The sequence below is a fragment of the Vibrio sinensis genome, assembly GCF_003605645.1.
Taxonomy (GTDB): Bacteria; Pseudomonadota; Gammaproteobacteria; order Enterobacterales; family Vibrionaceae; genus Vibrio; species Vibrio sinensis.
In genome coordinates, this window is record NZ_QVMU01000009.1 from 28,333 (window position 1) to 54,663 (window position 26,331).

Below are 26,331 nucleotides of genomic sequence, written 5' to 3' on the forward strand. Positions count from 1 at the left end.
GTTAATTCCTAGGAGAAAGTATGGCATTTCAAAGAATGATGACAGATCGAATCAAAGTTATTAAAACTAATGGTGATGAGTATTCGGATTTAAAGGCTAGTGTGCAAGATAAAGGTATTTACCTTATGCAATCAAATGTTTCGATTGAAACAAATGATCTAATACAGAGGTTTATGTCTAGCGGCGGTGAAGAAACTTACAAAGTAATAGATCCAGGCTTTCACGAAAAATTTCATTCAATACCAGCACATTATCAAATCAAAGCTAAAAAGTTAGGTATTCCAGAAGCTAAGGAAGCAGTTCAAAATATTACTTACAACTTCCATGGTGACAATGCTCGAGTTAACAATAACTCGGTAGACAACTCAACTAATATCGTCAATCAGAACTCTGAAATCGTAGAGCATATACAGCTCCTTCGAAGCGAAATTGATAGGCTTGTTCAAGATACTGCTGAAAAGAAAGAAGCATTGGAAGTTGTTGATGCAATTGAACTACAGATTCAGTCAGACAAACCGAGTAAAGCAGTTGTCAAAACTTTGCTAAGTGCGTTGCCTCATGCGGGCAGTATAGCTAGTGTAGGCTCATTTCTACTTTCGATACTTTAGGATTTCAATTTAATGACTGTACACGAAAAGATTAAGAAATACGCTTGTATACAGGAGATAACATGAAGAATTTGGATTGTGAATCAAGTATACCTTTATCTATAAAAAAACGGCGTGAAAGTAACTTAAAAAATGCACTTAAATTCATTCTTGCTGATCAAACTATAGAGCTATTATACATTTCATTTCCATATGTTTTGAAAAACCTTAATCGTGTTCTCACCCGTTATTGTCAATTGGCGCTAGATGGAGAAAACTTTTACAATTCTGATGCGAAAGGAATCGATGCATGGGTGGAACTACCTAACAAAGGCAAATTTGTAATTAAGTTTCCCATTCCAAATGAACTGTATAGCGAGGAGGTTTTTAATCATTCAAGGTGGAGCGGCAATGGTTCAATTCTTGGGTTAGGTGAAGAAGTAATCATGGACTATTTTTTCCCTTACTTAATAAGATATGTATCGCAAAATTATGATAATTTAACGGAAGAAGATAAAGCAATACTTCTAAATCCATATGATTGGGATTTTGGTCCTTCATAGTAAGGAGTTGCACCACCGAAACTAGACAGTTAATTAAACGACTTTTCATTAGCTGAGTTCATTCATGGATTGCTAATTTAGCAAAATAAATAACTCACAAATGTCCAAAAGTGGGTTACAAGCCATCTTGTAACCCTTGAACAAGCATCTATAACAGATAGGTTAAATCAGACCCAATACCTTAAGGCACTCTTCATTGATCCCTGAAGTATGTTTAATCGAGAAATCTTGCAGCATAAATATTGAAGGTTTAGCTTTCTGAACGTCATGTAGTTCACGGTCATCAATTAAACACACTGTGTAGTCTTCGGTTCGCTTTGCTTGACTTGCATAAATGCATATTTCAATGCGATTACTACCTAAAGTCAAAACCGATTCCGATCGAGAAAAATGCATCTGGCTGTAGTGCCCGAACCTCGAAATTTGTAGGTAAAACGCTATCTCAGCTGTATTTTTAGGGATAGCAAAGGGAGTGCCACATTTTAAGCGAATACATGCTAAGCTCTCGCTGCCTAACTGGACGCGAACGCCTTTAAGTATCAGACCGCTCAAATACTTGGCGCGAACTTCTGGAGCAAAATATTGATAAACTTCGTATGGCATACACACGTCTCCAGAGGCATCATCATTCTGCTCAAGCCAGCGATCTAACGTGTAACGATCTAAACCAATTTCACTTTTAAACTGTTCAAAATCACCTATAGTCCGATTTAGGAGTTGCTGTGAATAACCCTCTTCAATAAAAGCATCCATAGTGAGATATGGGTGCGAATAAAGAGTATGAATTGCGTAGTCAATAAGCCCGATTTGTTTCTCTCTGACACCGAGCTCAAAAAATCGTGATAAGTCTAAACTATCAATATAAGCAGCCCCCTCCATGAGGGTCGTTATCAAGTCTTGGCGGATTCTATTAGATAAGCGCATCATAAGGTTCCCTCCAAATTAATTTCAAACTCACCTACAATTTCAAGTAACTTGTCTATGCGGTGTTTTTTCCCGTAACGTCCATATGTCATATTGGGATTAGTATGCCCCACGACTTCAGCCACGCTATGTTCAGGAATGTCTTTTTCTTTCAGCTCATCGATAAACGTGTGGCGCAAGCTATAAGCTGTAGGGCGTGCTCCCGCACGCATTCCTAATTTCGTCTGTAACTTGCCGAACTGTTGGCGATACGTTTTAGTCCAGTCTTTGTCTTTCCCCAATGGTTTGTAGTTGAATAAGGGCGTGCGTTTACGGGTTTTGCGTGACTCGTAGAACTGCAAAAAGCTCTCACGCAACTGCGGATGCAAGGGGATGGTTCGAACTGCATGTGCATTCTTTAAATGCTGATCTTTAGATAGGTCGGTCACTCTGATGCAGGGAATACGCATCTGCCATACAATGTCTTTGACGTATATCTGACATACCTCTCCTGTTCGAAAACCATGAAACAGTTGTAACTTAGTTACCCACTGGAAATCTTCTGTTTGTCGCATATATTCAGCACTTCGAAACAGCCTAATCAACTCAGACTCAGTCCAGCGTTCTCGTTGCTCTGAAGCATGCAGCTTACTTTTAAACTTTGGATTTATCCCCTGAGCTGGATTATCTGAGTTGAAACCTTTCGCTTTAAGCCAAGCAAAATACTGTTTAACCGACGCGAAATAACCTCGGTTTGATTTTGCCGAGCGTTTCTCGCTAATTAAGTGATCGACATAATCGAGTAAGTCAGCACTGGTTACTGTGTTTTGACCCAAACCTTTACGAGCAAGGAACTTCATACAATGATTAATTCGCTGCTCTAGCTGGTGTACGGTGAGTTTGGTAATTCCTTGCTTATGTTTACTTTCCACAAACAACGCAAGAGAATCATCAAAAGAAGTGGGCTTACAACGATTTGCGGTATTTCGATGTTCAAAAGCATCGTTTATTAATGATTCAGCTATAGAATGCTCGTCAACAAGCTCTACCGCTTTATATTGCGGATGTTCATATGACGCTGAACCACTAACAAATGAAAGGCGGATACAATTGATATTTTGATCGAGAGCTGATTTGAAGAGATCAAATTTAGGGGGACACGAGGTATCTAGCCTAGTAATGGCGGATCGAAGGTAGTTAGCTACTATGAAGTTACGAGCAATCGCTTCTGAGCGTTCTTTGGTACGAAGGCTTACTTTTATGTCGAATGGATAGCCAAAACGCTGTAGTGGCTTAGGGATGCAAATGCGGGTTTGATAGACGCCGTTGGGCGCTTTTTGTAAGTACATTGTCTCACCTCATTGTCATGAAAGTGATTTGCAGTACTACAGATACGAAAAAGCCCTTGAAAATCAAGGGCTTGGACGTATAAATAAGTGGCGGAGAGATAGGGATTTGAACCCTAGGTGGGCTATAAACCCACGCCGGTTTTCAAGACCGGTGCTTTAAACCACTCAGCCATCTCTCCGCAGTGGCGCTATAATAGGTATTCACCATAAGCTTGTAAAGCACTAATTTAATTCAGATGAATCAAGTGCTCACTAAACAATCAGCAGAGCTAATCAGGGTTTTTCCTGTAGACCAAATTATTTACATAATAGCTCTAATTTATCAACTCTAATAAAATAGTGTTTTATTTTTAAGTTATTGTTATTATTAATTAAAACACTGTACAGAATACACCTGTACGCTCGAAAGTATTTGCACATAAGTGTGAACTACTTCAAAATTGAAAGATTGACCGAGACTATGCTAATTTTTCTGAGGGTTTTATGAAGGTCGCAGATCTGTTTAAACATCGTGATGAACCAAACGCAAAGCAATACGAGCTTATGCAGTGGGTGTCGCCAGTCATGCGTGAGTACTGGGGGGAGTTCCTTCACAAAGCACATAACCGTCATCTATTTGGTCGTTTACGTGATTTGCAGCAACCCGCAGTCAATGATGCAGTGACTCCGCAGGCACCTAAGCCTATCGAGCTCAAACCAGAAGCGCAAACTCTTTATAATGAGATGTCGGCTCAAATTGGTGAAGTGATTCATACCGGTGAATGGTTTGGCGTAACGCAAGACCGAATCAACCAATTCGGTTTAGTCACTGAAGATATGCAATGGATTCACACCGATCCTGAGCGTGCGACAGCTGAATCTCCGTTTAAAACCACGATTGCTCACGGGTTTCTCACTTTAGCACTGTTGCCACGTCTAACAGACAGTGTTGATCCTGACCATTCTCAGTACCCAACAGCAAAAATGGTTGTGAACATTGGTTTAAACCAAGTACGTTTTCCGTACCCTGTTAAGCCGGGTAACCGCCTGCGTGCTGTTAGTACTCTGACTAAAGTAACGCCGATTAGAAAAGGCTTAGAGATTGAGCGTGAAATCAAAGTCGAAATTGAAGGCGTTCGCCGCCCTGGTGCTATTGTGGTATCCGTTATTCAACTGCATTTCTGATTTCAACTAACCGATTTCAAATAGCTAATCCAGATAACTTAATCTAAATACTAAAAAGGGAGAACATCATGTTCTCCCTTTTACTTTATCTCAGCTTATGCTTTTTCATCCCACTAACAATGCAACTGCTTAAGCCACTACTTCGCAATAGGTGAATAACCGTATTCACGAATTAAGTTCTTCGCTTCAACGCTATTCAAATATTCCAGAAATGCTTTAGTTTCATCATTTGCTAATTCAGGCTTATACACCACCAAAAATGGGCGAGTCAGTTCATAGGTTCCATTGTGAATGCTTGAGTTTGTCGCTTTAACGCCCTCAAACCGAATCGCTTTCACTGATTCATCGATAGAGCCGGTTGAAATGAAGCCTATCGCTTGCTTGTTGTGGTTAACGATGGTTTTAACCATGCTGTTACTGTTTACAACTAAGCTATCATTGTCGATATCAGAGACTAGCTGACCATTAATTACTTTGGTCAAGCCCAGTAGGCTCTCGAAGCTCGAACGTGAACCTGACGATGCCTCACGTGTGACCACAGCGATAGTTTGATCAATTCCGCCTAGCTCTTTCCAGTTGGTAATCTTCCCTTTGTAAACGTCATACAATTGATCTCTGCTGATGCCTTTCACTGCATTGTTTTGGTTAACCACAACCGCTAAACCATCAAACGCAATAGGCGTTACGGCCAGTGTTTCTCCCAATTCAGCTTCCGTCAAATAACGTGAACTCATCCCCAAATCAACCACGTCTTTTTGTACCAGTATGATACCTGCCGTTGAGCCAACACCCTGCACTGCAATAAAACTGTCCGGGTGCTCAATGTTATACCCCTCAGCAAGCACATCCATAACTCGTGCAACTGAGGTAGAACCTGAAATGTTCACTTCGCTCGCCATCGCTGAAAAAGTGAATAGTGAAGAAGAAAAAAGCGTAGCAAGCACAACTCGTATCATAATTATCTCCATTTAGTATTAACTGACCGTCGATATGTTATGTCGAATTGATGACAATTTTGTGAAAGGCTATACAGACTGATCAAATTCTAATACATACTATGGGGAGGTACTTCATCCTGAATCGGAGTCATCATGGGATTAGTCAGTTTACTGCAAAAGCAAGTTGAAACGCGGGCACAAATGATTTGCCAACAACGCAATCAAAGTCTGCCGACAGAATTAGGCAAAGCGGGATTTGAATCGCTGGACAATGGCGTGGTATTCATCCAGCAACATTTCCTCTTGGACTCATCCCATTGTGATTACACTTACCCCATCGCAAAAGTACTTTGGAATAGTGAACTCGGCCTTTGGCAATTGTTTGTTCCTAATGACGAAGAGAGTGATGAGAGCAATGACTACTGGTCCCCTTACCCTTATCAAACCCCAAGTTCCGATCTCGCTTCCGTCATGAAAGAAGTCGATAAAGATCCTAATGCGGTATTTTGGTACAACAAAAAGGCCTAACCATTACTAAATTGAATTACGATTCAATAACGACTAGGCCCGAATACCATCAATTTCGTTGATCATCCATTCGCTTAAATTTTTTCATGTTTTCGGATAAAACCGAAATCAGCCAAAATCGCGTAAGCTGCAGGGATCATAAATAACACCAACAGTGTGGATGCAAAAATTCCGAACACAATCGATATTACCAAAGGCTGAATGACCTGAGCCTGTAAGCTGGTTTCGAGTAGTAACGGCAATAAACCGGCTGCCGTGGTCATCGATGTGAGAAATACTGCGCGAAAACGTTCACGACTCGCTTTCACAACGGCATCATGCACACTATCCCCCTCATCCACATGATGGCGAATATACTGCACCAGAAGAATAGAATCGTTCACAACGATACCTGCCAGTGACACAAAACCCATCATGCTAGGCATACTTAAAGAGTGCCCTAATAACACGTGCCCCCAAACAACCCCGATAAATGCCAATGGAATCGCAAGCATCACGACAAACGGTTCCAAATAGCTACGGAATTGGTAGCTTAAGATAGTAAATACACCAAACAACCCAAGTAGGAAACCTTTCCCCATGGAGCTACCAGTCTTGGCGGCATCTTTCGCTTCACCCTCAAAATCAAATCGTAGCCTCGGATATTTAGCGAGTAATGCTGACGCCTCCTCTTTTTGGAACTGAGCAATAGCCGCTGATGAACTGATCTTACTGTTATCCGTATCAGCAAAAACACTAACGGTACGTAAACCATTAATTCGTTGAATTCGAACGTAATTGCGCTGAAACTCCAATGTTGCAATCGAAGCCAATGGAATTTGGCTACCATCAGGCAAAATAATCGGGAAATTCGCGAGTTGCTGTAGATCGCCTGCTTGGCGTTTATTCAATCGCACTTCTATCGAGATGTTTTCAACACCGAGCTGAATCTCATCAGCTGTTTGACCAAAATAAGCCGCACGAAGTTGATTCGCTATCAGTTGCCCGTTAATGCCAAAGCTTTCTGCCCCCGGACGCAGTTTAACCAACACTTCTTCTTTACCCATCCGCATATCATCTAATACGCCATGAATGCCATCGAACTCTTGAAGGTATTGCTGAATATCAATAGAAGCGGCTTTAAGCTGCTCTAAGTCATCGTGCATCGCTCGAATTTCAATCGCGCGGCCACCTGGGCCAACGGTTGGCTGCTTAAAGACCAATGAGATAGGATCTGCTAATTCGCCTACATCCTCACGCCAAGCGTCAACGAAGTCATCAATGATGGTGTTGCGATCTTCTGCTCCGAGTAAATCCAACCTGACGGTCGCGATATGAGGCCCAGATTCGTTCGCATCTTGGTTAACGTTAAACTGGCTGGTGATATGTTCCACCAATGCTCGTCCATTTTCGTTCTTATCACTCCAAACTTTATTGAGCTTTTGTGCAGACTCAACAATATGCTCGACCACTTGTTCTGTCTGAGTTAATGACGCGCCCGGCGCAAGGATAATGCGTACTTCAGCGATGTCGCCATCTAGCTCAGGAAATGGCTGAAACTTAAGAAGGCCGCCAGTAATCGCGGCAATAGAAACCAATAATAACGTTAAAACGCCACCTAAAAAGGCGTATCGGTAGTCGACTACTTTGTCGACTGCGTACACCAGTTGATTATTGCGAAATGACTCAAACCGTTCCAAGATGACTTGCTTGAATTTCCACACTTTTCGTTCTGATTTCTGTTTATGTAGTGAATGCGATAAATGGTGTGGCAAGATCAAAAAGGCTTCTATCAAACTTAACGTTAATACTAGAATTAACACCTGAGGTACTGCTTTTAGCACTGCCCCCATCTCCCCTTGTAAGAAGAGTAAGCTGCCAAATATACATACTGTGGTTAAGTATGAAGAGACCACGCCAGGTAAGACTTTTTTAACCCCGTTGACCACGGCATCATCTATATCCTCCCCCCGTTCGAGATGAGCAGCGATGGATTCAGCGATAACAATCGCATCATCCATCATGATACCAATCGCCATTAATAGCCCAACCAAAGACATAATATTGATTGAAAGGCCTAGTTGCGCCATTAAGAACAAACCACCGAAGAACGCGACAGGTAGCCCAGCGGCAACCCAAAATGAGTAGCGGAAGCTAAAGAACAGCCACATCGTCGCAAACACCAGCACAATACCCTGCCAGCCATTGCGCACCATCATGGTTAAGCGATCCCACAATACTGAGGAAAGATCGTTAGTGAGTTCTAACGTCACTCCATCAGGTGCTATAAGTCGTTGGTCAATCACAAACTGACTAACACGTTCTTTGATTCTTAACGCATCATCTTCTTTGTTCTTGCTTACTTTCAATAATGCTGAGGGTTTGCCATCAAACAGGACTTTCTGTTCATCGAGCTCAAATTGATCCGTAATCGTCGCCACATCTCGTAAGCGAATAAGCGAACCGTTAGCTCCTGACCCTACCACCAAAGATGCTAACTCTTGCGGCGTTGTGCGGCGTTCATCAAAACGGATCAGGAAGTTTTTCTCTGGGGTTTCAATGTTACCACTGGGTAATTTGATATTTTGTTTACCAATTTGCTGAGCAATATCGCCAACCGTTAACCCTAGCTGGCGAATCGCCTGATCATCTAATTCGATGAGATATTGGTGGTCAGAAAATCCAGCAACTTCAACCAAAGAGACTTGATAATCAAGCTTTAACTCCCTCTTAAGCTGCTCTGCATACGCTTTTAATTCTGGCCATGTGGTATTGGCAGTAATCGCCACATCAACCACGGGTTCATTCCAATCAAGCTCCTGAACAACTGGGGATTCAATGTCGTCAGGAAAATCATTAATCGAATTAATTTGAGTTTGAACGTCAACTAACATTCGCCCGATATCTGCTTTTTCGTTCAACTTTAGAACCAAACGTGCAGAGCCCTCTATCGCTTCACACTGGGTTTCTTCAATATTAGCTAACCCATCAACCGCATCTTCCATACGGACACACAGGCTCTCTTCCACTTCTTGTGGGGAAGCCCCTGGGTAGGCGATTCCCGCCATAATATAAGGTGGATCAAACTCAGGAAAGGTTTCGCGTTTAATGGTTGAAAGTGAGCTAAAACCGAGGATCAATAGGGAGATCATCAGTAAATTGGCAGCAGTAGGATGGCGAGTAAAGAAACGAATCATAAGGCTGGTTCCTCTGCGTTTCTATCTTTCAGCGCCATTCCCTCAATTGCGGGAAGCAGATCGTTTAAAACCAGTTTATCGCCATGTTCGATATCGCCATCGATGACGACGAGATTGTCACGACGATAAAGCACTTCTACCGGTTTTATCTCAAGTTTATTTTCATTATTCATCACGTAGATGCGTTGATTATGTAAAGCTCGCTCTGGAACCACCCAACTTGGGTTTGATTGACCTTCAATATCAGCGCGAACAAACATCCCATTGACCAAAGGTGGTGCCGATTCTGGATTTAGTTGACTATAATCTTGCTCGATCTCAAGGATCACACCAACGGTTGCTTGGTTTGGATCGACAGTCTCACTAATGCGAGCCACTTTGGCAGGCCAGCGGGCAACAACTGAGCCGCTACTTAACTCGACAAACGCATTAGTAAAGGTCATATCTGGCTGAGGGATCCCTGCTCCATCAACGCGAAATTCCGCCAAGCTTGATGTCAACATGTGCATATCATGAATTGATAACTGCGCTTCCACTTCCATGACGGACATGCCATGGGCAACCACCATTACTTGCTGCAAGTTCACCACTTGATCGACTTCGATATCTACTTCTGCGATACGTAAATTTTGTGGTAATGCGATGGTCGTTTTTGCCAAAGAACGCTCGGCTTCTTGGACTTTCGCTTGGTTCACTTTTACTTTTGCTTCTGCTACGCGTTTTTCATCAGGCAAAAGTGCTCGTTGATTTTGAATGTCTTGCACTAATTTTTGTTGTGATAGAAGACTTTGTTGTTGTTGGTCTACATCCGATGGCGACGTCAGTCCTTTTTTACGCAAGTTCTGCTTTCGTTCCAGCTCTTTTTGCGCAATCACTAATCGTGTCTGCTCAATGTTTAACGTCTGCTTAAGGTTAAGCTCTTCTTGATCCAATTTAGCCAGCGATGTCTCACTTGATTTAAGATCCGCCTCTGCTTGTGCCAATTTAAGTTGGTAATCAAGAGGATCAATTCGCAGCAATTCAGTCCCTGCTGGCAGAACCTGTCCTTTTTCCAAGCTAGGGTTTCGATACACGATCTTGCCAGAAACTTCAGCGATCGCTTTCCACTCAAGTTTTGGCGTGACTTTACCAAAGCCTACAGCTAGTGGGGCAATGGCCGTAAGTTCCATCGGCAATATATCCACAACTCGAGCTCTATCTCCGGCTGGTTTTACTGGTAAATCAGGGCGCAATTTCATCGATAAGATAAAGATAACAACACCCACCGCTAAAGCTGGAAAGAAAAGGAGTTTGCGGTTTATTTTCATTCTGCTGCCCTCTTTTTATATGTCTGGCTGAGGGTTCATGAAACCACCCGTCATAAGTTGAATATTGTGCTCAATCAACTGATTGAGAAATGCTTCATTCAGTTCAATACCATGAATCGCTAACATGGCAGGCGGAGCCATAAACGGAAACACCATCAAGCTGATGTAGGATATACGGCATAGCTTGGGATCCATCCCCTCTTTAAGTACGCCAGTCGAGATCAGTTTGTCGAATATGACATCTTGCATATGCTTACTGATGTCGTTAAATACTTTCTCCATCAACTTGCGCTGCGTATCTGAGGGTGGCATATGCATAACTTGGAAGATCAATCGGGGGAATTGAGGGACTTTGACCATTTCTTTATAGTAAGTCCGCATTAAATCGAGGAAATTTTTGTGGCTACTTTCCGCCATGAGGGCGTTAATTTGTTTTTGCATTGGGGCAAGAGTTTCGCGCAACATGGTTTCGAACAGCCCCTCTTTATTACCAAAATAATAACGAATCAGCGCACTATTGACGCCTGATTTTTGGGCGATCAGTCGAGTCGATACCTTGTCATAGGCCATAACGGTAAAAAGTTCACGAGCATGATAAATTAACTGTTCACGCGCACCGGTCCTTTCGCTAGGACGCCCCACTTTCCTGTTATTGGTCATTGCATTTCCATTTGATTTATTCATCAGTCGATTAATTATAGGTTGTTGATTTTCTAGTCGACAGACTTTTAATTCATCACTTATTCATCAACTGATGAATTTTTGCAAATCGTGACTCTCATGGTGATTTTAACAACGCTTACGATAAAAAGAGTGGGGCTAACCGATGTTGTTAACAAATTGAGGGTAAAAAAAATCCCTCGGCTTTCACCAAGGGATCGTTGTGTTACTTATATCGAGTGCTGTTACTGATATCTGATTAAGACTTCGTCGCTGTTTCTTCAGCGCTTGTTTCAGCAGTAATAGTTTCAGCGTTAACAGCTTCAACTGTCTTTACTGGTGCAAAAACCTGAGTTGGTTTTGCAAGTAAGCTACGGTTTTCTTGGTTTACATCAACCAATACTACTTCCAGTACATCACCAAGACGGAATACAAGTTCTTTATCAACCGCAACTGTGCCGCTTTCGCCATTACACTCAAGACGTTCTTTATTATCAACAATCATTGAGCCAGGAATAAAGGCCGCCGCACCATTGTCTAGTAGACGTACACGCATACCAGCGCGAGAAATATCAAAGATTTCTGCGTTGAATTTAGTCTCGTTAGCAGGCGCTTCAGCAAGAGTACGAGCATATAGCCAATCGCCAACTTTACGTTCAGCCATATTGTGGTGCTTACGATGCAATGCCAACTCTTCGCCAACGGTATCATCAGCGGTTTGCACTGGCTCTTTACCGAGCACGAACGCTTTAAGCATACGGTGGTTGATCATGTCGCCATATTTACGGATTGGAGATGTCCAAGTCGCGTAGATATCTAGACCCATTGCGTAATGTGGTAGTGGTTGGTTACCCATTTCGCTATAAGCTTGCGCTTTACGAATACGGTTATCAAGATAGCTTGTATCTTGTTGGCCTAACCAACGACGTAATGCAGCGAAACCTTCCAGAGTTGCTACTGATTCTACCGTAAACGGTAGATCGCCATCTGGGTTAACAAGTGCAACTACATCAGCGATTTTCTCTGGTTTAAAACCAGCGTGAGTGTTGAATACACCACAACCAAAAGCAGCTTGCAGAGTTTTTCCTGCACAAATGTTTGCGGTAATCATCGACTCTTCGACTAACCGGTTTGCACTGCGGCGCATGTCTGCATGAATCGCAATTACGTCGTTGTCTTCGCTTAGCTCAAAACGGTAGTCTGGACGGTCAGGGAAAACCACTGCGTTCGCTTGACGCCATTGAGCACGCGCTAATGAAAACTCGTAAAGATCACGAACAATTTGTGCAATCTCTTCGTTTGGTTGCCATTCAGGTGACTCACCATTCTCAAGCCAATCTGAAAGATGATCGTAAACCAAACGAGCGTGTGACTTAATGTTAGCAGCAAAGAACTTAATATCATCGCCGATGACACCGTCTTTACTTACTGTAACTGTACAACATAGTGCTGGGCGAACTTCGCCTTCCATCAATGAACAAAGCTCATCGGCTAGATCACGAGGCAGCATTGGAATATTACGACCAGGCAAGTAGATGGTGAAACCACGTTCACGCGCGACTTTGTCCATCTCGCTATCAGGTGTGATGTAAGCAGTAGGATCGGCAATCGCGATTGTTAGTTCAAAATCACCATTCGCGTTTTTCTTCGCGTAAAGTGCATCGTCCATATCTTTGGTCGATTGACCATCAATTGTTACAAACGGTACATGAGTGAAATCGATACGTTCAAGATCAGCGTCATCTTTTACTTCCCACGTATCTAGACCAGCGGGTTCGCTGTTCGGTAGATCGTTTTCCGCTAAAGTTACCCACCAAGGTGCAATCTTGTCGTTGGCATCCGTGATCTTTTCTGAAATCTCGACCATGAAACCATTGTCGCCTTTCAAAGGATGTTGAATAAGATGTGCTACCACCCAATCGCCTTCAGCAAAATGTTCCGGGTTTAATCCTTTCTTCACTTTTGCTTTCAGAGATTGTTTCTTTAATTGCGGGTGATCAGGTGCGACATTCAATTTGCCTTTGAACAATTTAACGCGGCCAATAAAGCGCGTTAGATTTTGTTCTAATAGCGATTCCGGCTCTGCAACTTCTCGCTCTTTCTCAGTACGGATGATCGCAATGACTTTATCGCCATGAAGACACTTCTTCATATAAGGTGGTGGAATAAAGAAGCTAGTCTTGCTATCTACTTCCAAAAAGCCAAAGCCTTTTTCCGTTGCTTTAATGGTCCCTTCCTTTTTAGGAAGATTTTCTTGCATTTGCTGCTTAAGTTGAGCCAGTAGGGGATTATCTTGAAACATCGTAACACATCTAACTTACATAATGGCGGACACTATAACACCGCTATTAGGGCCAATCTAGCCTAAGTTCGGTGCTCCTTCAGGAAAAAACCATTCAGTCATGGCGCAGAAAACAACCGTTTTAATCACTTTATGTCGACAATGTGACCATGTTTTCCATTTTTGAGAAATTTTTGTGATGAAATTCAATTTTTTCTAGCTTTTTTTATGCTTTTGGTAATATAATCCGCCCCCTTGTTTATGTCCCTAGTTGGCTTGATGCGATTTACAACTTTTCCGCATCTGAACGGAATCAGCTCTTTCTGGATTGGTAATGGAATTGGTAGAGCTCGTGGGACCTTTTGTTGAATAAATATTTAGTAGGATCCCAATGCAAGATTCTGTAATTCAGTTTAGCGACTTAGCGCTAAATGACTCTATCCTTTCAGCTTTGACTGAAATGGGCTTTGTTAACCCAACTCCAATTCAAGCTGCTGCTATTCCACATCTGATGGAAGGTTCTGACGCACTTGGTAAAGCACAGACAGGTACTGGTAAAACAGCTGCTTTCTCTCTACCTTTACTAAACAAAGTAGACCTAGCACAACGTAAACCACAAGCTATCGTTCTAGCTCCAACTCGCGAACTTGCTATCCAAGTAGCAGCTGAAGTTAAAAACCTAGGCCGTAACATCCCTGGTCTTAAAGTTCTTGAAATCTACGGTGGTACTTCTATCGTTGATCAAATGCGTGCACTTAAAAATGGTGCTCACATTGTTGTTGGTACTCCAGGCCGTGTTCAAGACCTTATCAACCGTAAAAATCTTTTCCTAGACGAAGTACACACTTTCGTTCTAGATGAAGCAGATGAAATGTTGAACATGGGCTTTGTTGATGACGTAACTGCAATCATGGAACACTCGCCTGCTTCTGCACAGCGCGTTCTATTCTCTGCAACTATGCCTCCAATGCTTAAAAACATCTGTGAGCGTTTCCTACGCGATCCAGTTACTGTTGACGTTGCTGGTAAAAACCACACTGTTGACAAAGTAGAGCAACAATTCTGGGTTGTTAAAGGCGTAGAGAAAGACGAAGCAATGTCTCGTCTACTTGAAACTGAAGAAACTGACGCATCAATCGTATTCGTACGTACTCGTCAAGACACTGAACGCCTAGCTGATTGGCTAAGTGAGCGTGGCTTTAAAGCTTCTGCACTACACGGCGATATCCCTCAGTCTCTACGTGAGCGTACTGTTGACCACATCAAACAAGGTGTTATCGACATTCTAGTTGCTACTGACGTTGTTGCACGTGGTCTTGATGTTCCACGTATTACACACGTATTCAACTACGATATCCCATTCGATGTGGAATCTTACATCCACCGTATCGGCCGTACTGGTCGTGCTGGACGTAAAGGTAAAGCGATCCTATTGGTTCGTACTAACCAAATCCGCATGCTACGCACTATCGAGCGCGTAACTAAATCATCTATGGAAGAAATCCAACTTCCTATGCGTGATCAAGTTGCTGCATCTCGTCTAGTTAAACTAGGTGCTGAGCTAGAAGCAGAAAAAGAACATAAAGCTCTAGATAAGTTCGTTGAACTAGTCGAGAAGCTTCAAGAATCTCTAGAAATCGATGCGAACACTCTAGCGGCAATCTTACTGAAACGTCAGCAAGGCAAACGTCCATTGTTCTACATCGGTGACGACCCAATGGTAGACGCAATCGCACGTGAGAAACAACGTCGTCAAGATCGCCGTGAAGGTGGACGTGACGGTCGTGATGGTGGCCGTGAAGGTGGCCGTCGTGAGCGTAGTTTCAGCACTCAAGATTGGGATACTTACCAACTACAAGTTGGTCGTGAGCAAGGTGTTCAAGTTAAAGACATCGTTGGCGCACTAGCTAACGAACTAGGTCTAGTTAAAGGCTCTATCGGTGCTATCAAACTAGATCAAGGTCAAACTTACGTTCAGCTGCCAAAAACAATGAACTCTGAAACTACGGGCAAACTAAGCAAGCTACGTATCCGTCAAAAAGAAGTTGGCGCGGTAGTTTGTGACTTCAACGATTTCCGTGAGCCTCGCCGTGATGGCGGTCGTCGTGATGGCAACCGTGATGGTGGTTTCCGTGGTAACCGTGAAGGCGGCAACCGCGAAGGTGGTTTCCGTGGTAACCGCGAAGGCGGCAACCGTGAAGGTGGCTTCCGTGGTAACCGTGAAGGCGGCAACCGCGATGGCGGCGGCTACCGTGGTAACCGTGAAGGTGGTGCAAACCGTGATGGCGGCGGCTACCGTGGCAACCGTGAAGGTGGCGCAAACCGCGATGGCGGCGGCTACCGTGGTAACCGCGAAGGTGGTGCAAACCGTGATGGCGCAGCGAACCGTGATGGCGAACGTCGTTTCGACCGTAACCGTGGTGGCGATCACCGTGGTAACCACCGTGGCGAACGTGGTCACAGCCGTCCACAACGCAGCGAAGACTAAGATCTAAAGATTAGTTAAAAAAATCCCCGCCATTTGGTGGGGATTTTTTTATGTCTCGTTTTTATACAATAACTTAAGTTACACCGGGACTCTCACTGGAAGTGAGCTTCATCCGATAATCTTGATACCCTCGATTGCTATAAATAAAGATGGTAATAAAGATAGCTCCACTCAATAGCTTGAACATCACATTGATCTCAGGCCAAATCAATACAACTCCGACACCAAGTAACACCAGACGCAATAACCAGTTAATCGGTCCCTCTAAAAAACCCTCTATTGCTGCGACCAAAGCATAGGTTCCTATTACCGCAAATATCCCAACTATCATCACATGACTGATATCCCAACTGACTAATCCGGTATAGGCAATAAGCAAAGGCACTAGGTACAAGCCTTTGGCAATTTTCCATGCCATCATACCTGTTCGCATGGGGGGTGTTTTAGCTATCGTAGCTGCCGCAAAAGCGGTTAAGCAAACCGGAGGCGTCACATTACTGTCCTGAGATAACCAAAAGATAATCAAATGTGCAGACAAAAGTGCCAGTCCTACGGCTTCCATACCCAAACTTTGTTCCAACAACATTTCCATGAAATCAGGTGGTACAACAGCAACTAACTCTTTTGCCGTTTCTAATGCCATTGGCGCACTCAGTAAAACAAGCTTTTCTGGTGCGGCTAGCATAAAGATCGCTTTCGCTTGCTCCGGTAGTTGTCCTGAAACCAATAGATTCAACAGCTGGCTTTCTGCTAATAACTTATACAATGCAGGAGCCGACAAAGTACCAAGAACGATATAAGCCGCTGTAACCGGAAGCCCCATACCAAGTACCAGTGATGCTAAGGCAATCAACAGCAACATAAGTAAAAGGTTGCCACCAGCCCAACCATCGATCATTAGAGAAAACGTATTGCCAATCCCTGTGGTACTGATGACATTAACCACCAAACCGATCCCCACGAGTAACACAGCGGTCGTTGCCATGTTTCTCGCCCCTTGAGCTAATGCTTCAATAATCGCCGTTACACCCATTCTATGAGAGCGGGAGAACCAGCTTGCGACCACAACTGAAATAATCGCTAACCCTGCAGCGTAAGTTGGGGTAAATCCATCGACCAACAGGTAAACAAGAACGGCTAAAGGTATCAAGTTATGCCAACCTGACAGGACGACTTTCAGCAGTGAGTCCTCACTCGTGGTAATTTTTTGCACGCCACTGCGTTTCGCTTCAATACGTACAAAAAATCCAACAGAAAGGAAGTAGATCAAAGCTGGAACAAATGACACGGCAATAATATCAACGTAAGGAATTTGAGTATAAGAGGCCATAATAAATGCCCCGGCCCCCATGACCGGTGGCATTAACTGCCCACCAGTCGATGCGGCGGCTTCAACACCGGCGGCAAATCGTGATGGGAACCCAGCCTTTTGCATCAACGGAATACTGATCACTCCAGTAGAAACCGTATTGGCCACACTGGAGCCAGAAACTGACCCCATAAGGCCAGATCCGATTACCGCGATAAAACCCGGCCCTCCAATCACTTTGCCTGCTGCAGCACGCGCCACATCAATGATGTAGTCACCAACACCTGAACGAACCAAAAAAGCCCCGAACAGAATAAACATGAAGACAAAGCTCCAGCTAATCCGTGAAATGGGGCCAAACATCCCCTCTGAAGAATAGAAACTGCGATAGAGCAACGTCTCCATACTCAAACCCGGAAAATGAAAGATACCTGTCGCCCATTTTCCCCACAGCACAACGTAACTTAAGCAGATCACAATCAAAACAGGGATAAACCACCCCATGGTTCGACGAATAAGCTCAATGACTATCGCAATGGCTAAGATCGCAAATATCCAATCGGTGGTAACAAACTTCACCCCTCTTTCATACAGAGCATCTTCAGCAAAAGGGATATAGGCAAGACATGCGAGTGCGCCAAGGGCAATCAATATGTCGACAGCTAGCGCCACTTTACTTTTTTTCAATGAACCGTGCGCGGGGTACCACAAGGCGCAAATAACAGCAAAGCCTGCAAAGTGAACCGCAGAAACCCATAATTCAGGCCAAGTCGCAAATGTGTTAAACCAAATGTGGATCAGTGACAGTCCAACGCCAATAAACGTAATGGCACTTACCACCCAAGGAAAATCAGCCCGAGTAGGTAACTCGAACTTTTGTAGTTCTTGCTTTAGAGAATCGCTCATAACCGACTCCATTCAACTGATATAAAGCGATAAAAAAGGCTCCCTAGCCTTTTGCTTTTGAAGTGAACCCTCTGAATTCATATCTTGAGTCCATCTCAGGCGTTCATCTCTAGAGTAAGGTCTGCTGAAGTCCGCTTCATAAATTGGAACGGTTTAAATTCAGGTTTATCTGTACACCAGCAAAAGTTTAGAGAGCTAGGTGGTTATTGAGTGATCAATGTATCAGGGATCTCAACACCCACTTCTTTGTAGTAACGAGCGGCTCCTGGATGAAGTGGTACCGGCAAACCGGCAATCGCTTTTTCAATCGCCATCGCTTTGGTCGCTTTATGGATACCTTGTAGGAACGGCAGGTTTTCATAGATGGTTTTAGTTAGCTGATAAACATCTTCATCGGAAACATCATCACGTACGGCAAGAAAGTTAGGCTGAGCAATCGTGGTAACGACTTCAGTGACACCCGGGTAGGTATTGGCTGGGATTTCAAATTTGGTCCACAAATTGTAGCTGCCATTCGCCTGCTTAATTTGCTCATCGTTGAACGACAAGATCTTTATCTCATCGCCTAATGCTGCAAATGCTTGTGTTACCGCTCCGACAGGAACACCTGCTGGCGTGTTCATGCCATCAATCGTTCCATTTTGCAGTGCACTCGCACTACCGCCATAACCCATATGCGCAAGGTTAAAGCTTTCTGGATCAATCGAGAGTCCTTTCATGATCTGACGACCTGAATTTTCAGTACCTGAGTTTTTCTTACCAATAGAGAATTTTTTTCCCTCTAGGTTATTCAGATCCGAAACCATGCCTGTTTCTGCTAATTCTGAACGGACAATAAAGTGCTCAACGTTTTGCCATAACATAGAAACAGAACGCAGCTGCTCTTGTCTTTCTTTATAAGGGCCCTCACCCTCCCAAGCCCATGCGCCATATAAACCTTGTAGAATCGCAAACTGAGCTTCGTTTTCATTGAGCAGTTTTACGTTCTCGCCCGAGCCCGCTGAACTGATCGCTGACAACGAAAATTTATATTGGGGTGTCAGCTTCACTTTACTCAACGTTGCTAGCGCGACGCCGACGGGATAATAGGTTCCACCTGTTGAAGCCGTTGCCAATATGTAACTGCGATCTTGTGCAACTGCATTGCTCGCGATGCCAAATGATGCAACGGCGATAGCGATGGTTTTCACTAGCTTATTCATTTTCATTCGATACTCTCCCTGTTCTTAATCAAACAATACCATTCAGGCATGCTGCGTATTCATCAAAACAATCGATTACGGATCTTAAGGTAGGGAAATTCAACGATTTATGAAACGATCTACATCGCACTTCTTAATAACAAAATCGCAACAAAAAATAAAAGTATCAATTTTGTTCAGTCACGGGGATTTTTTGAATTAACGTAATAAAAAAAATCAGCCTATTGGCTGATCTTTTTGACACTACTGCGCTCAACAAGCGTCGGCTCTAACTGAACCACATGCGCATCTCGACTTGGGTCTTCTAAACGCTTCAATAGCATTTCGACTGCTGATTGGCCTAAACGATATTTAGGCTGATGAATAGTGGTTAACCCTGGGGACATAAACTTAGCAATGTGAATATCATCATAGCCAATTAATGAAACATCTTCGGGAATACGGATACCTTTTTCATTGGCTGCATTAATTACCCCCATCGCCATCATGTCGTTACACACAAAAATCGCACTGGGCAGTGTCCCTTTACTATAAATGGTATTGAATGCCTGATAGCCACCCTCACAGTTAAAGTCTGACTCTACGATCCAATCACCATTAAAAGAGAGATTAGCTTCATTTAATGCACGCTTATACCCCTCATAACGCATCTGAGCTTGGTATAAATTGAGAGGACCGGTAATACAACCAATGGATTGATGGCCACTTTCAACCAAGTACTTAGCTGCTAAATAGCCACCACGCAGTGAGTTATCTTGAATCTTATCACTGGTAAAGTGCATTGGGCCCCAATCCATCACAACAATCGGGATATCAGGGTATTGTTCAAAAATATCAAACCGCTCTCCAACCAGTGAAGAACACATTAAAATCAACCCATCAACACGCTTTTGAAGCAAGGTATTGATGGATGCTTTCATTCGAACTTGGTCGCCCTCGGTATTACAAACAATAAGGTTATACCCTTGCTGATAACAACTGCGTTCGACACCTTTTACCACCTCACCAAAAAAAGGGTTGGTTGAGGTAGTCATTAACATGCCAAAAGTTTTGGTGCGATTCATTTTAAAACTACGCGCTAAAGCTGATGGTGTGTAATTCAGCTCTTTAGCCGCCTTATTCACTCGCTCAGAGATCTCTTCGCTAACATAGCGTGAGCTATTAATCACATGGCTGACTGTCGAAGTGGAAACACCCGCTAATCGAGCAATGTCTTTCATTGTCGCCATGCATTAATTCTCCTAAAACTGCTCGGCCAAAAACGTTTCAACCTCTTCACGGGTTGGAATCGATGTTTGTGCACCAAAACGCGTGACTGAAATAGCAGCAGCGGCATGGGCAAATTTAATCGCTGATTCTAATGGCATTTCTTCTAACAAACCAGTGACGAATGCACCGTTAAAGGTGTCTCCTGCTGCCGTGGTATCTGTCGCAGTAACTCTAAATCCTGCAATGATTTTACCCACACCCTTTTGGCTCAACCAAACACCTTTCGCGCCCAAGGTAATCATGACGGTTTCGATGCCTTTTTGATGAAGAATATTGGCGGCTTGTTGCGCAGATTCATCATCAATGACGGCAACACCCGTTAACACTTCAGCTTCGGTTTCATTTGGGGTAATGATGTCAACATTACTAAGCAATTCATCAGACAAAGCTCGCGCTGGTGCGGGGTTTAACACAACAACGGTGTCACTTTCTTTGGCTACTTGAGCTGCTTTTTCAATACCATCTAATGGGGTTTCTAACTGCATAAGCAAATACTGAGCTTGGCGAATATCTTCTAACTCACTTTCAATCATCTGTGCAGAAAGAAGATCATTTGCCTCTCCTGAAATACAGATGCTGTTTTCGCCACTATCGCACACTTGAATCATCGCAATGCCTGTTGGGCAGTTGGGCTGCATTTTCACCCCTTTGATATTCATGCCATCCATGATGAAGTTTTCACGAATATTAATACCAAAAGAGTCGTCACCCACGGCGGCAATAAAGCCTATATCTGCTTTTAAACGTGCTGCTGCGACGGCTTGGTTTGCGCCTTTACCACCGGGAATAACTTGATAACGACGGCCATGGAGCGTCTCACCGGGACGAGGAAATGATGGCACTTGGAGCACATGGTCAGCGTTCACGCTACCCAATACGATTAACTTATTCATACGCTTATCCTCGGTTCTAGTGAACCTATACAATTCAGGAACAGATAGATTTCCACTCTCGTAAAAATGCAAAGCTAACTGTTTCTTCAAACCCTCCCCGAGCAGGGAGGGCTTTATACCAATCAGAAAAATTATTGAGCAATAACTTTTAGCGGAACTGGGATGTTCGCTTCAACTTGTTCGCCTTTTAGAACTTTTACCGCTGTTTCAACACCCAGAGCACCGATAAGGTCAGGTTGCTGTGCGATGGTCGCGCCAAGAATGCCACGGTTTACCGCTGCAATACCATCATCAGTACCATCAAAACCAACGATTAACACTTCTTTGCCTGAAGCTTGTACAGCACGAAGCGCACCAAGTGCCATTTCATCATTTTGTGCGAATACTGCTTGAACATCTGGGTTAGCAGCAAGTAGGTTTTCCATAACGTTCAAACCTTTAGTACGGTCAAAATCCGCTGGTTGACTCGCAAGTAGATTCATCTCACTGCCATCGACCGCTTTCATGAACCCCTCACCACGTTCACGCGCAGCTGATGTACCAGCGATACCCTCAAGTTGGATAACTTTCGCAGTCTCACCGACTTTGCTGATAATGTATTCACCGGCCATTTCACCACCAGCAACGTTGTCTGAAGCGATATGGCTCACTACGTCACCACGACTCGCGCCACGGTCCAAAGTAAGTACAGGAATGTTTGAGCGGTTCGCCATACGAATCGCATTAGAAACCGCATCAGAGTCTGTTGGGTTAATCAAAATAGCTTTTACGCCGCGAACTGTTAGGTCTTCAACATTGGAAAGCTCTTTACTAGGATCGTTTTGCGAATCAAGAACGATTAGGTCATAACCGAGCTCCTCCGCTTTCGCTTCCGCACCATCTTTCATCGTAACGAAAAACGGATTGTTAAGAGTCGATAGTACGATTGCCATTGTATCTTGAGCTTGAGCAGACACAGAAACCGTCGTAGAAAGTAGTGCAGCAGAAATTAAAGTGGCCAGTTTTTTCATCGTTATCGTCCTTTGTGTAGGGTGTCACGGGACATATCATCCCGCGTCGGTTTTTATGTAGTTATCTATTTGTTTAGCTATTTAGCTATTTAGCTATTTTAAATTGGATCGTTATTGTTTATGTCTTCCTAACTTGACTCATCAGGTTAATGACCCGTTATGCTTAAACAACCTTACTCACTTTATTGCAGACGCTTAGGTAGCTATTTACTTAGGAAGCAAGCACAACGGGTATCGGGGTTACTTGTTTTTGTTATCCACTAATACTGCCAGTAGGATAACGACGGCTTTTGCAATCATTTGGTAGTAAGACGACACATCCAATAGGTTCAGAGCATTGTTTAAGAAGCCAATGATCAGAGCACCAATCAGCGTACCCATGATTCGACCTTTACCACCCATTAGGCTGGTACCACCCAACACAACAGCAGCAATTGCATCTAGCTCATAGCCCATACCAGCGGTTGGTTGCGCTGACGACAGACGAGAAGTAATGATGATGCCCGCCAACGCTGCCAGTAAACCACAGATTGAGTAGACACCAATTTTAACGCGGTCCACATTGATACCTGATAGGCGTGCTGCTGATTCATTACCGCCAACTGCGTAAACGTAACGACCAAAACGCGTATGGTTAAGCAAATACCAAGCACCCGCAAAAACGAACACCATCAGCCATACTGGAACTGGAATACCTAGGGTGTAGCCTGTACCAAACCATGCAAACGCATCAGCAGTATCAGTAAAGCCAGTTGAGATTGGTCGACCATCGGTATAAACCATGGTCACACCACGCAGAAGCGTCATGGTCACAAGAGTCGCGATAAAGGCTTGGACCTTACCCTTAGCGATAATAATGCCGCTAATTGCGCCCAATGCGGCACCCGCAACTAATGCGGTTGGCAACGCGATCATCACTGGCACTTCAAGACCAATTAATGTCGCGGCAAACGCACCACATAAAGCCAGTACTGAACCGACACTCAAATCAATACCTGCGGTAAGGATAACGAGCGTCATACCCACCGCTATAATGGCGTTAACTGACGTTTGACGAAGTATGTTTAAAATATTATCGACAGTAAAAAAGTTAGGGTTTAAAAACGACACCACAACAATTAAGAACAGCAAAGCAATAAGCGACTTTTGCTCGATTAACCATTCTTTACTAAAAAGCTTATTACCCGTTTGGGTTGGTTTACTCATGGCTTTGGTACTCATGCTGCTTCCTCACTGATCATTTTACCTACCGCACAGGCGAGTAATTTTTCTTGGTCCGCCTCTTTGGCATCGAATTCACCGCTAATACGGCCTTCATGCATCACAATGATGCGGTCACTCATCCCAAGCACTTCTGGCATTTCTGATGACACCAAAATGATGCTCATTCCATCCGCTTTGAATTTATTGATGAGTTGGTAAATTTCTTTTTTTGCGCCGACATCTACACCGCGAGTGGGTTCATCTAAGATCAGCACTTTTGGTTTTGTCATCAATCCTTTGGCGATAGCAACTTTCTGTTGGTTTCCTCCAGAAAGGTTGCCAATGATTTGATCACGAGTTGGCGTTTTAATATTGAATAACTTGATAAAGTCCTCAACGGCCATCACTTCATCAGCGTGCTGAATTCGTCCACCTTTGGTTAATTTATCAAGAGAGCAAAGCGACATATTTTCTTTCACTGACAAGCCAAGAACTAGCCCATCACCTTTACGGTCTTCAGAGATATAAGCGATACCATTGATCAAGCCATCTTGTGGGCTGACTGGATTAATGGTTTTATTTTCAAGGTTAATCACACCACGCTCACTCGGTAATGCGCCGTAAATCACTTTCATTAATTCGGTACGACCTGCCCCCATAAGGCCAGATACCCCAAGGATTTCACCACGCTTTAATTTGAAGCTCACGTCATGAACACCAGAGCCGGTTAAACCGATAACTTCAAGGCAAGTTTCTCCGTGTTTAACCTCAATACGTGGATACTGCTCTTCCAATTTACGACCGACCATCATCTCGATTAGGCCATCTTCATTGGTATCAGACACTCGACATTCACCGATAAATTTGCCATCTCGTAGTACTGTGATGTCATCGCAAATTTCAAAGATTTCTTTAAGTCGGTGAGAGATATAAACGATTCCACAACCTTGATCGCGCAGTTCGTTGATCACTTTAAACAGAGACTCAGTTTCAGTATCTGTCAGTGCATCAGTAGGTTCGTCCATAATGATGACTTTCGACTCAAACGACAGCGCTTTGGCAATTTCAACCATTTGTTGTTCGCCAAGACTTAAATCCCCAAGGAGGGTTTTGGAACTGTGTTTTACGTTTAAGCGAGCTAATAGCTTATCGGCTTCGTCATACATTTTAGCCCATTGAATACGGCCGAGAGAGCCTGTAAATTCACGGCCTAAAAAGATATTCTCAGCAATCGTTAGCTCAGGAATAAGGTTCAGCTCTTGGTGGATGATACTGATCCCGGCTTGTTGTGAATCACGTGGTCCTTTAAAAGCGGCTGGTTGACCTTGATAGTGAATTGTCCCACCATCTAAAGGGTGAATACCGGTTAATACTTTCATTAACGTCGACTTACCGGCTCCGTTTTCTCCCATCAGCGCCATCACTCGCCCAGGGTAGACATTCAGACTTGCTTTATCGAGAGCTTTTACACCCGGAAACGCTTTCTCAATGTCGTTAAGTTGTAAGATGGCTTGAGTCATGTTCTGTCCTCAATTCGACAAACTGGCAGCCTTAGCCGCACCAAAAATTCCGTATTTCAAAAGTCCGCACTTAATTAGAGCGCTGAACTTAAAAATCAAAGCTTAAAAGACCACACCTGTTTGGAAGATCACGTTGGCATATGGCGTACACTCTCCGGTACGAACCACTGCTTTGCTATTGTTCGTGCGAGCTTTAAATTCTTCGTGTGTCACATGCCCCACTTCAATAACCTTGCCTGTTGTCAGTTGTTCTTGAACCAATAAATCAAGCAACTCACCATAAACTTCAGGGCTAGTTCGCTCGAATTCCTCTGCGACCAAAACCGCTTCAATTTGAGACTCAGACAAAATTACGCGTACCGTATCAATAAAACTAGGGACGCCATGAGTGAGGGCAAGATCGATGCGTTGTACATGACTTGGGATAGGTAAACCGGCATCGCAAACAGTAATTTCATCAGTATGTCCTAACGTCGCTACCAGATAAGAGATGTCAGAATTTAGTAGGGTACTTTTTTTCATTATTTAACCTTTTTACTCACTGTTTCGATCTCTATGAGTGCTGTTCTATTAGCGATTAAACTGTTCGTAAAACACTCATCGATACGTTTCGATGAAATAATAAGGCTGATTTTTTTCTTTGCACCATCACAAACACCAAGGTGTGACATTGATCGGCAATTTTGTGCAACACCTCCAATAATTTCGGTTATAGCTCACACAATCACTGCACCTAACTTTCAGAGGTTTACTTAAATGGCATAAAGATGCGTTGCATATCACACTAGATATTCACAATAAATTTATGAATCGTGGATATAATTAACGTAATTAATAACTGGCACAGAAAAACAATATCCAAGAAAGACAAAGGTGAAAAAATGAAAAAGATCGCGTTTATTTTAGTAATGGCTTTACAAATCGCAGCCTGTACCGAGGTTGGAAGTGATGAATGGTGTAGTGATATGGATACCAAAGCAAAAGGTGATTGGACGGCTAATGAAGCGAAAGATTATGCTAAGCACTGCATTTTCTAAGCGTTTTTTACCTATTAGCTAATAGAAACGCACTGCTC

At 43.5% G+C, this 26,331-nt stretch carries 21 protein-coding genes and 1 tRNA gene; 6 read left to right on the forward strand and 16 right to left on the reverse strand.

Annotated elements, in window-relative coordinates; translation table 11 throughout:
• Positions 1–20 precede the first annotated feature (20 nt).
• Positions 21–608, forward strand: a complete 588-nt coding sequence (locus DZ860_RS11370) for a VOC family protein (RefSeq protein ID WP_120031340.1) — start codon at positions 21–23, stop codon at positions 606–608.
• 62 nt (positions 609–670) lie between these two features.
• Positions 671–1,150, forward strand: a complete 480-nt coding sequence (locus DZ860_RS11375) for a hypothetical protein (RefSeq protein ID WP_120031342.1) — start codon at positions 671–673, stop codon at positions 1,148–1,150.
• 162 nt (positions 1,151–1,312) lie between these two features.
• Here the strand turns inward: DZ860_RS11375 and DZ860_RS11380 are convergent, their stop codons facing one another.
• The 3 genes from DZ860_RS11380 to DZ860_RS11390 all read right to left on the reverse strand — a co-directional run bounded on the left by DZ860_RS11380 (position 1,313) and on the right by DZ860_RS11390 (position 3,581).
• Complete coding sequence (locus tag DZ860_RS11380) at positions 1,313–2,077, reverse strand: hypothetical protein (RefSeq protein WP_120031344.1); 765 nt, start codon at positions 2,075–2,077, stop codon at positions 1,313–1,315.
• Positions 2,074–3,402 (reverse strand): site-specific integrase, encoded by a 1,329-nt coding sequence (locus DZ860_RS11385; protein ID WP_120031346.1) that lies wholly within the window; start codon positions 3,400–3,402, stop codon positions 2,074–2,076. The genes DZ860_RS11380 and DZ860_RS11385 overlap by 4 nt, the downstream gene beginning before the upstream one ends.
• A gap of 88 nt (positions 3,403–3,490) precedes the next feature.
• Positions 3,491–3,581, reverse strand: a tRNA-Ser gene (locus DZ860_RS11390).
• 304 nt (positions 3,582–3,885) lie between these two features.
• Between DZ860_RS11390 and DZ860_RS11395 the strand changes: the two genes are divergently transcribed.
• Positions 3,886–4,566, forward strand: coding sequence for a MaoC family dehydratase (locus DZ860_RS11395; protein WP_120031348.1), 681 nt, complete (start codon positions 3,886–3,888; stop codon positions 4,564–4,566).
• 137 nt (positions 4,567–4,703) lie between these two features.
• Here DZ860_RS11395 and DZ860_RS11400 read toward each other — a convergent pair whose 3' ends face one another.
• Positions 4,704–5,522: a phosphate ABC transporter substrate-binding protein gene (locus DZ860_RS11400; RefSeq protein ID WP_120031350.1), complete on the reverse strand. Its 819-nt coding sequence runs from the start codon at positions 5,520–5,522 to the stop codon at positions 4,704–4,706.
• A gap of 135 nt (positions 5,523–5,657) precedes the next feature.
• Between DZ860_RS11400 and DZ860_RS11405 the strand changes: the two genes are divergently transcribed.
• The gene (locus DZ860_RS11405; RefSeq protein ID WP_120031351.1) at positions 5,658–6,032 is read left to right on the forward strand and encodes a DUF3024 domain-containing protein; all 375 of its coding nucleotides are present in this window, start codon (positions 5,658–5,660) and stop codon (positions 6,030–6,032) included.
• Between the two features lie 74 nt (positions 6,033–6,106).
• Here DZ860_RS11405 and DZ860_RS11410 read toward each other — a convergent pair whose 3' ends face one another.
• From DZ860_RS11410 to rnb, 4 genes are all read right to left on the reverse strand, one after another.
• On the reverse strand, positions 6,107–9,208 hold the full coding sequence (locus tag DZ860_RS11410; RefSeq protein ID WP_120031353.1) for an efflux RND transporter permease subunit: 3,102 nt from the start codon (positions 9,206–9,208) through the stop codon (positions 6,107–6,109).
• Complete coding sequence (locus DZ860_RS11415; protein WP_120031355.1) at positions 9,205–10,515, reverse strand: efflux RND transporter periplasmic adaptor subunit; 1,311 nt, start codon at positions 10,513–10,515, stop codon at positions 9,205–9,207. The genes DZ860_RS11410 and DZ860_RS11415 overlap by 4 nt, the downstream gene beginning before the upstream one ends.
• A 15-nt stretch (positions 10,516–10,530) precedes the next feature.
• The gene (locus DZ860_RS11420) at positions 10,531–11,175 is read right to left on the reverse strand and encodes a TetR/AcrR family transcriptional regulator (RefSeq protein WP_120031357.1); all 645 of its coding nucleotides are present in this window, start codon (positions 11,173–11,175) and stop codon (positions 10,531–10,533) included.
• 259 nt (positions 11,176–11,434) lie between these two features.
• Positions 11,435–13,477: an exoribonuclease II gene (gene rnb / locus DZ860_RS11425; protein WP_120031359.1), complete on the reverse strand. Its 2,043-nt coding sequence runs from the start codon at positions 13,475–13,477 to the stop codon at positions 11,435–11,437.
• Positions 13,478–13,847: 370 nt separating this feature from the next.
• Between rnb and DZ860_RS11430 the strand changes: the two genes are divergently transcribed.
• Positions 13,848–15,944, forward strand: a complete 2,097-nt coding sequence (locus DZ860_RS11430) for a DEAD/DEAH box helicase (protein ID WP_120031361.1) — start codon at positions 13,848–13,850, stop codon at positions 15,942–15,944.
• Between the two features lie 73 nt (positions 15,945–16,017).
• Here the strand turns inward: DZ860_RS11430 and DZ860_RS11435 are convergent, their stop codons facing one another.
• From DZ860_RS11435 to rbsD, 8 genes are all read right to left on the reverse strand, one after another.
• The gene (locus DZ860_RS11435) at positions 16,018–18,159 is read right to left on the reverse strand and encodes a TRAP transporter permease (RefSeq protein WP_120031363.1); all 2,142 of its coding nucleotides are present in this window, start codon (positions 18,157–18,159) and stop codon (positions 16,018–16,020) included.
• A gap of 203 nt (positions 18,160–18,362) precedes the next feature.
• Positions 18,363–19,367 (reverse strand): TAXI family TRAP transporter solute-binding subunit, encoded by a 1,005-nt coding sequence (locus DZ860_RS11440; RefSeq protein ID WP_120031365.1) that lies wholly within the window; start codon positions 19,365–19,367, stop codon positions 18,363–18,365.
• Positions 19,368–19,582: 215 nt separating this feature from the next.
• On the reverse strand, positions 19,583–20,590 hold the full coding sequence (locus DZ860_RS11445) for a substrate-binding domain-containing protein (RefSeq protein ID WP_120031367.1): 1,008 nt from the start codon (positions 20,588–20,590) through the stop codon (positions 19,583–19,585).
• A 12-nt stretch (positions 20,591–20,602) separates the two neighbouring features.
• Positions 20,603–21,523 (reverse strand): ribokinase, encoded by a 921-nt coding sequence (gene rbsK, locus DZ860_RS11450; protein WP_120031368.1) that lies wholly within the window; start codon positions 21,521–21,523, stop codon positions 20,603–20,605.
• Between the two features lie 131 nt (positions 21,524–21,654).
• Entirely contained in the window at positions 21,655–22,533 is an 879-nt protein-coding gene (gene rbsB, locus DZ860_RS11455; protein WP_120031369.1) for a ribose ABC transporter substrate-binding protein RbsB, read from the reverse strand.
• A 240-nt stretch (positions 22,534–22,773) separates the two neighbouring features.
• A complete protein-coding gene (rbsC, locus tag DZ860_RS11460) occupies positions 22,774–23,754 on the reverse strand; it encodes a ribose ABC transporter permease (RefSeq protein WP_120031371.1) in 981 nt (326 codons plus the stop codon).
• Complete coding sequence (gene rbsA, locus DZ860_RS11465; RefSeq protein ID WP_120031373.1) at positions 23,751–25,256, reverse strand: ribose ABC transporter ATP-binding protein RbsA; 1,506 nt, start codon at positions 25,254–25,256, stop codon at positions 23,751–23,753. The genes rbsC and rbsA overlap by 4 nt, the downstream gene beginning before the upstream one ends.
• 102 nt (positions 25,257–25,358) lie before the next feature.
• Positions 25,359–25,778, reverse strand: a complete 420-nt coding sequence (rbsD, locus tag DZ860_RS11470; RefSeq protein WP_120031375.1) for a D-ribose pyranase — start codon at positions 25,776–25,778, stop codon at positions 25,359–25,361.
• Between the two features lie 359 nt (positions 25,779–26,137).
• Between rbsD and DZ860_RS11475 the strand changes: the two genes are divergently transcribed.
• Positions 26,138–26,293, forward strand: coding sequence for a DUF3012 domain-containing protein (locus DZ860_RS11475; protein ID WP_120031377.1), 156 nt, complete (start codon positions 26,138–26,140; stop codon positions 26,291–26,293).
• Positions 26,294–26,331 lie beyond the last annotated feature (38 nt).

What these genes read in the sequence shown, in the direction of transcription:
- DZ860_RS11370 (WP_120031340.1), top strand. Translation starts at nt 21, where the DNA reads ATGGCATTTCAAAGAATGATGACAGATCGAATCAAAGTTATTAAAACT.
- DZ860_RS11375 (WP_120031342.1), top strand. Translation starts at nt 671, where the DNA reads ATGAAGAATTTGGATTGTGAATCAAGTATACCTTTATCTATAAAAAAA.
- DZ860_RS11380 (WP_120031344.1), bottom strand. Translation starts at nt 2,077, where the DNA reads ATGATGCGCTTATCTAATAGAATCCGCCAAGACTTGATAACGACCCTC.
- DZ860_RS11385 (WP_120031346.1), bottom strand. Translation starts at nt 3,402, where the DNA reads ATGTACTTACAAAAAGCGCCCAACGGCGTCTATCAAACCCGCATTTGC.
- DZ860_RS11395 (WP_120031348.1), top strand. Translation starts at nt 3,886, where the DNA reads ATGAAGGTCGCAGATCTGTTTAAACATCGTGATGAACCAAACGCAAAG.
- DZ860_RS11400 (WP_120031350.1), bottom strand. Translation starts at nt 5,522, where the DNA reads ATGATACGAGTTGTGCTTGCTACGCTTTTTTCTTCTTCACTATTCACT.
- DZ860_RS11405 (WP_120031351.1), top strand. Translation starts at nt 5,658, where the DNA reads ATGGGATTAGTCAGTTTACTGCAAAAGCAAGTTGAAACGCGGGCACAA.
- DZ860_RS11410 (WP_120031353.1), bottom strand. Translation starts at nt 9,208, where the DNA reads ATGATTCGTTTCTTTACTCGCCATCCTACTGCTGCCAATTTACTGATG.
- DZ860_RS11415 (WP_120031355.1), bottom strand. Translation starts at nt 10,515, where the DNA reads ATGAAAATAAACCGCAAACTCCTTTTCTTTCCAGCTTTAGCGGTGGGT.
- DZ860_RS11420 (WP_120031357.1), bottom strand. Translation starts at nt 11,175, where the DNA reads ATGACCAATAACAGGAAAGTGGGGCGTCCTAGCGAAAGGACCGGTGCG.
- rnb (WP_120031359.1), bottom strand. Translation starts at nt 13,477, where the DNA reads ATGTTTCAAGATAATCCCCTACTGGCTCAACTTAAGCAGCAAATGCAA.
- DZ860_RS11430 (WP_120031361.1), top strand. Translation starts at nt 13,848, where the DNA reads ATGCAAGATTCTGTAATTCAGTTTAGCGACTTAGCGCTAAATGACTCT.
- DZ860_RS11435 (WP_120031363.1), bottom strand. Translation starts at nt 18,159, where the DNA reads ATGAGCGATTCTCTAAAGCAAGAACTACAAAAGTTCGAGTTACCTACT.
- DZ860_RS11440 (WP_120031365.1), bottom strand. Translation starts at nt 19,367, where the DNA reads ATGAAAATGAATAAGCTAGTGAAAACCATCGCTATCGCCGTTGCATCA.
- DZ860_RS11445 (WP_120031367.1), bottom strand. Translation starts at nt 20,590, where the DNA reads ATGGCGACAATGAAAGACATTGCTCGATTAGCGGGTGTTTCCACTTCG.
- rbsK (WP_120031368.1), bottom strand. Translation starts at nt 21,523, where the DNA reads ATGAATAAGTTAATCGTATTGGGTAGCGTGAACGCTGACCATGTGCTC.
- rbsB (WP_120031369.1), bottom strand. Translation starts at nt 22,533, where the DNA reads ATGAAAAAACTGGCCACTTTAATTTCTGCTGCACTACTTTCTACGACG.
- rbsC (WP_120031371.1), bottom strand. Translation starts at nt 23,754, where the DNA reads ATGAGTACCAAAGCCATGAGTAAACCAACCCAAACGGGTAATAAGCTT.
- rbsA (WP_120031373.1), bottom strand. Translation starts at nt 25,256, where the DNA reads ATGACTCAAGCCATCTTACAACTTAACGACATTGAGAAAGCGTTTCCG.
- rbsD (WP_120031375.1), bottom strand. Translation starts at nt 25,778, where the DNA reads ATGAAAAAAAGTACCCTACTAAATTCTGACATCTCTTATCTGGTAGCG.
- DZ860_RS11475 (WP_120031377.1), top strand. Translation starts at nt 26,138, where the DNA reads ATGAAAAAGATCGCGTTTATTTTAGTAATGGCTTTACAAATCGCAGCC.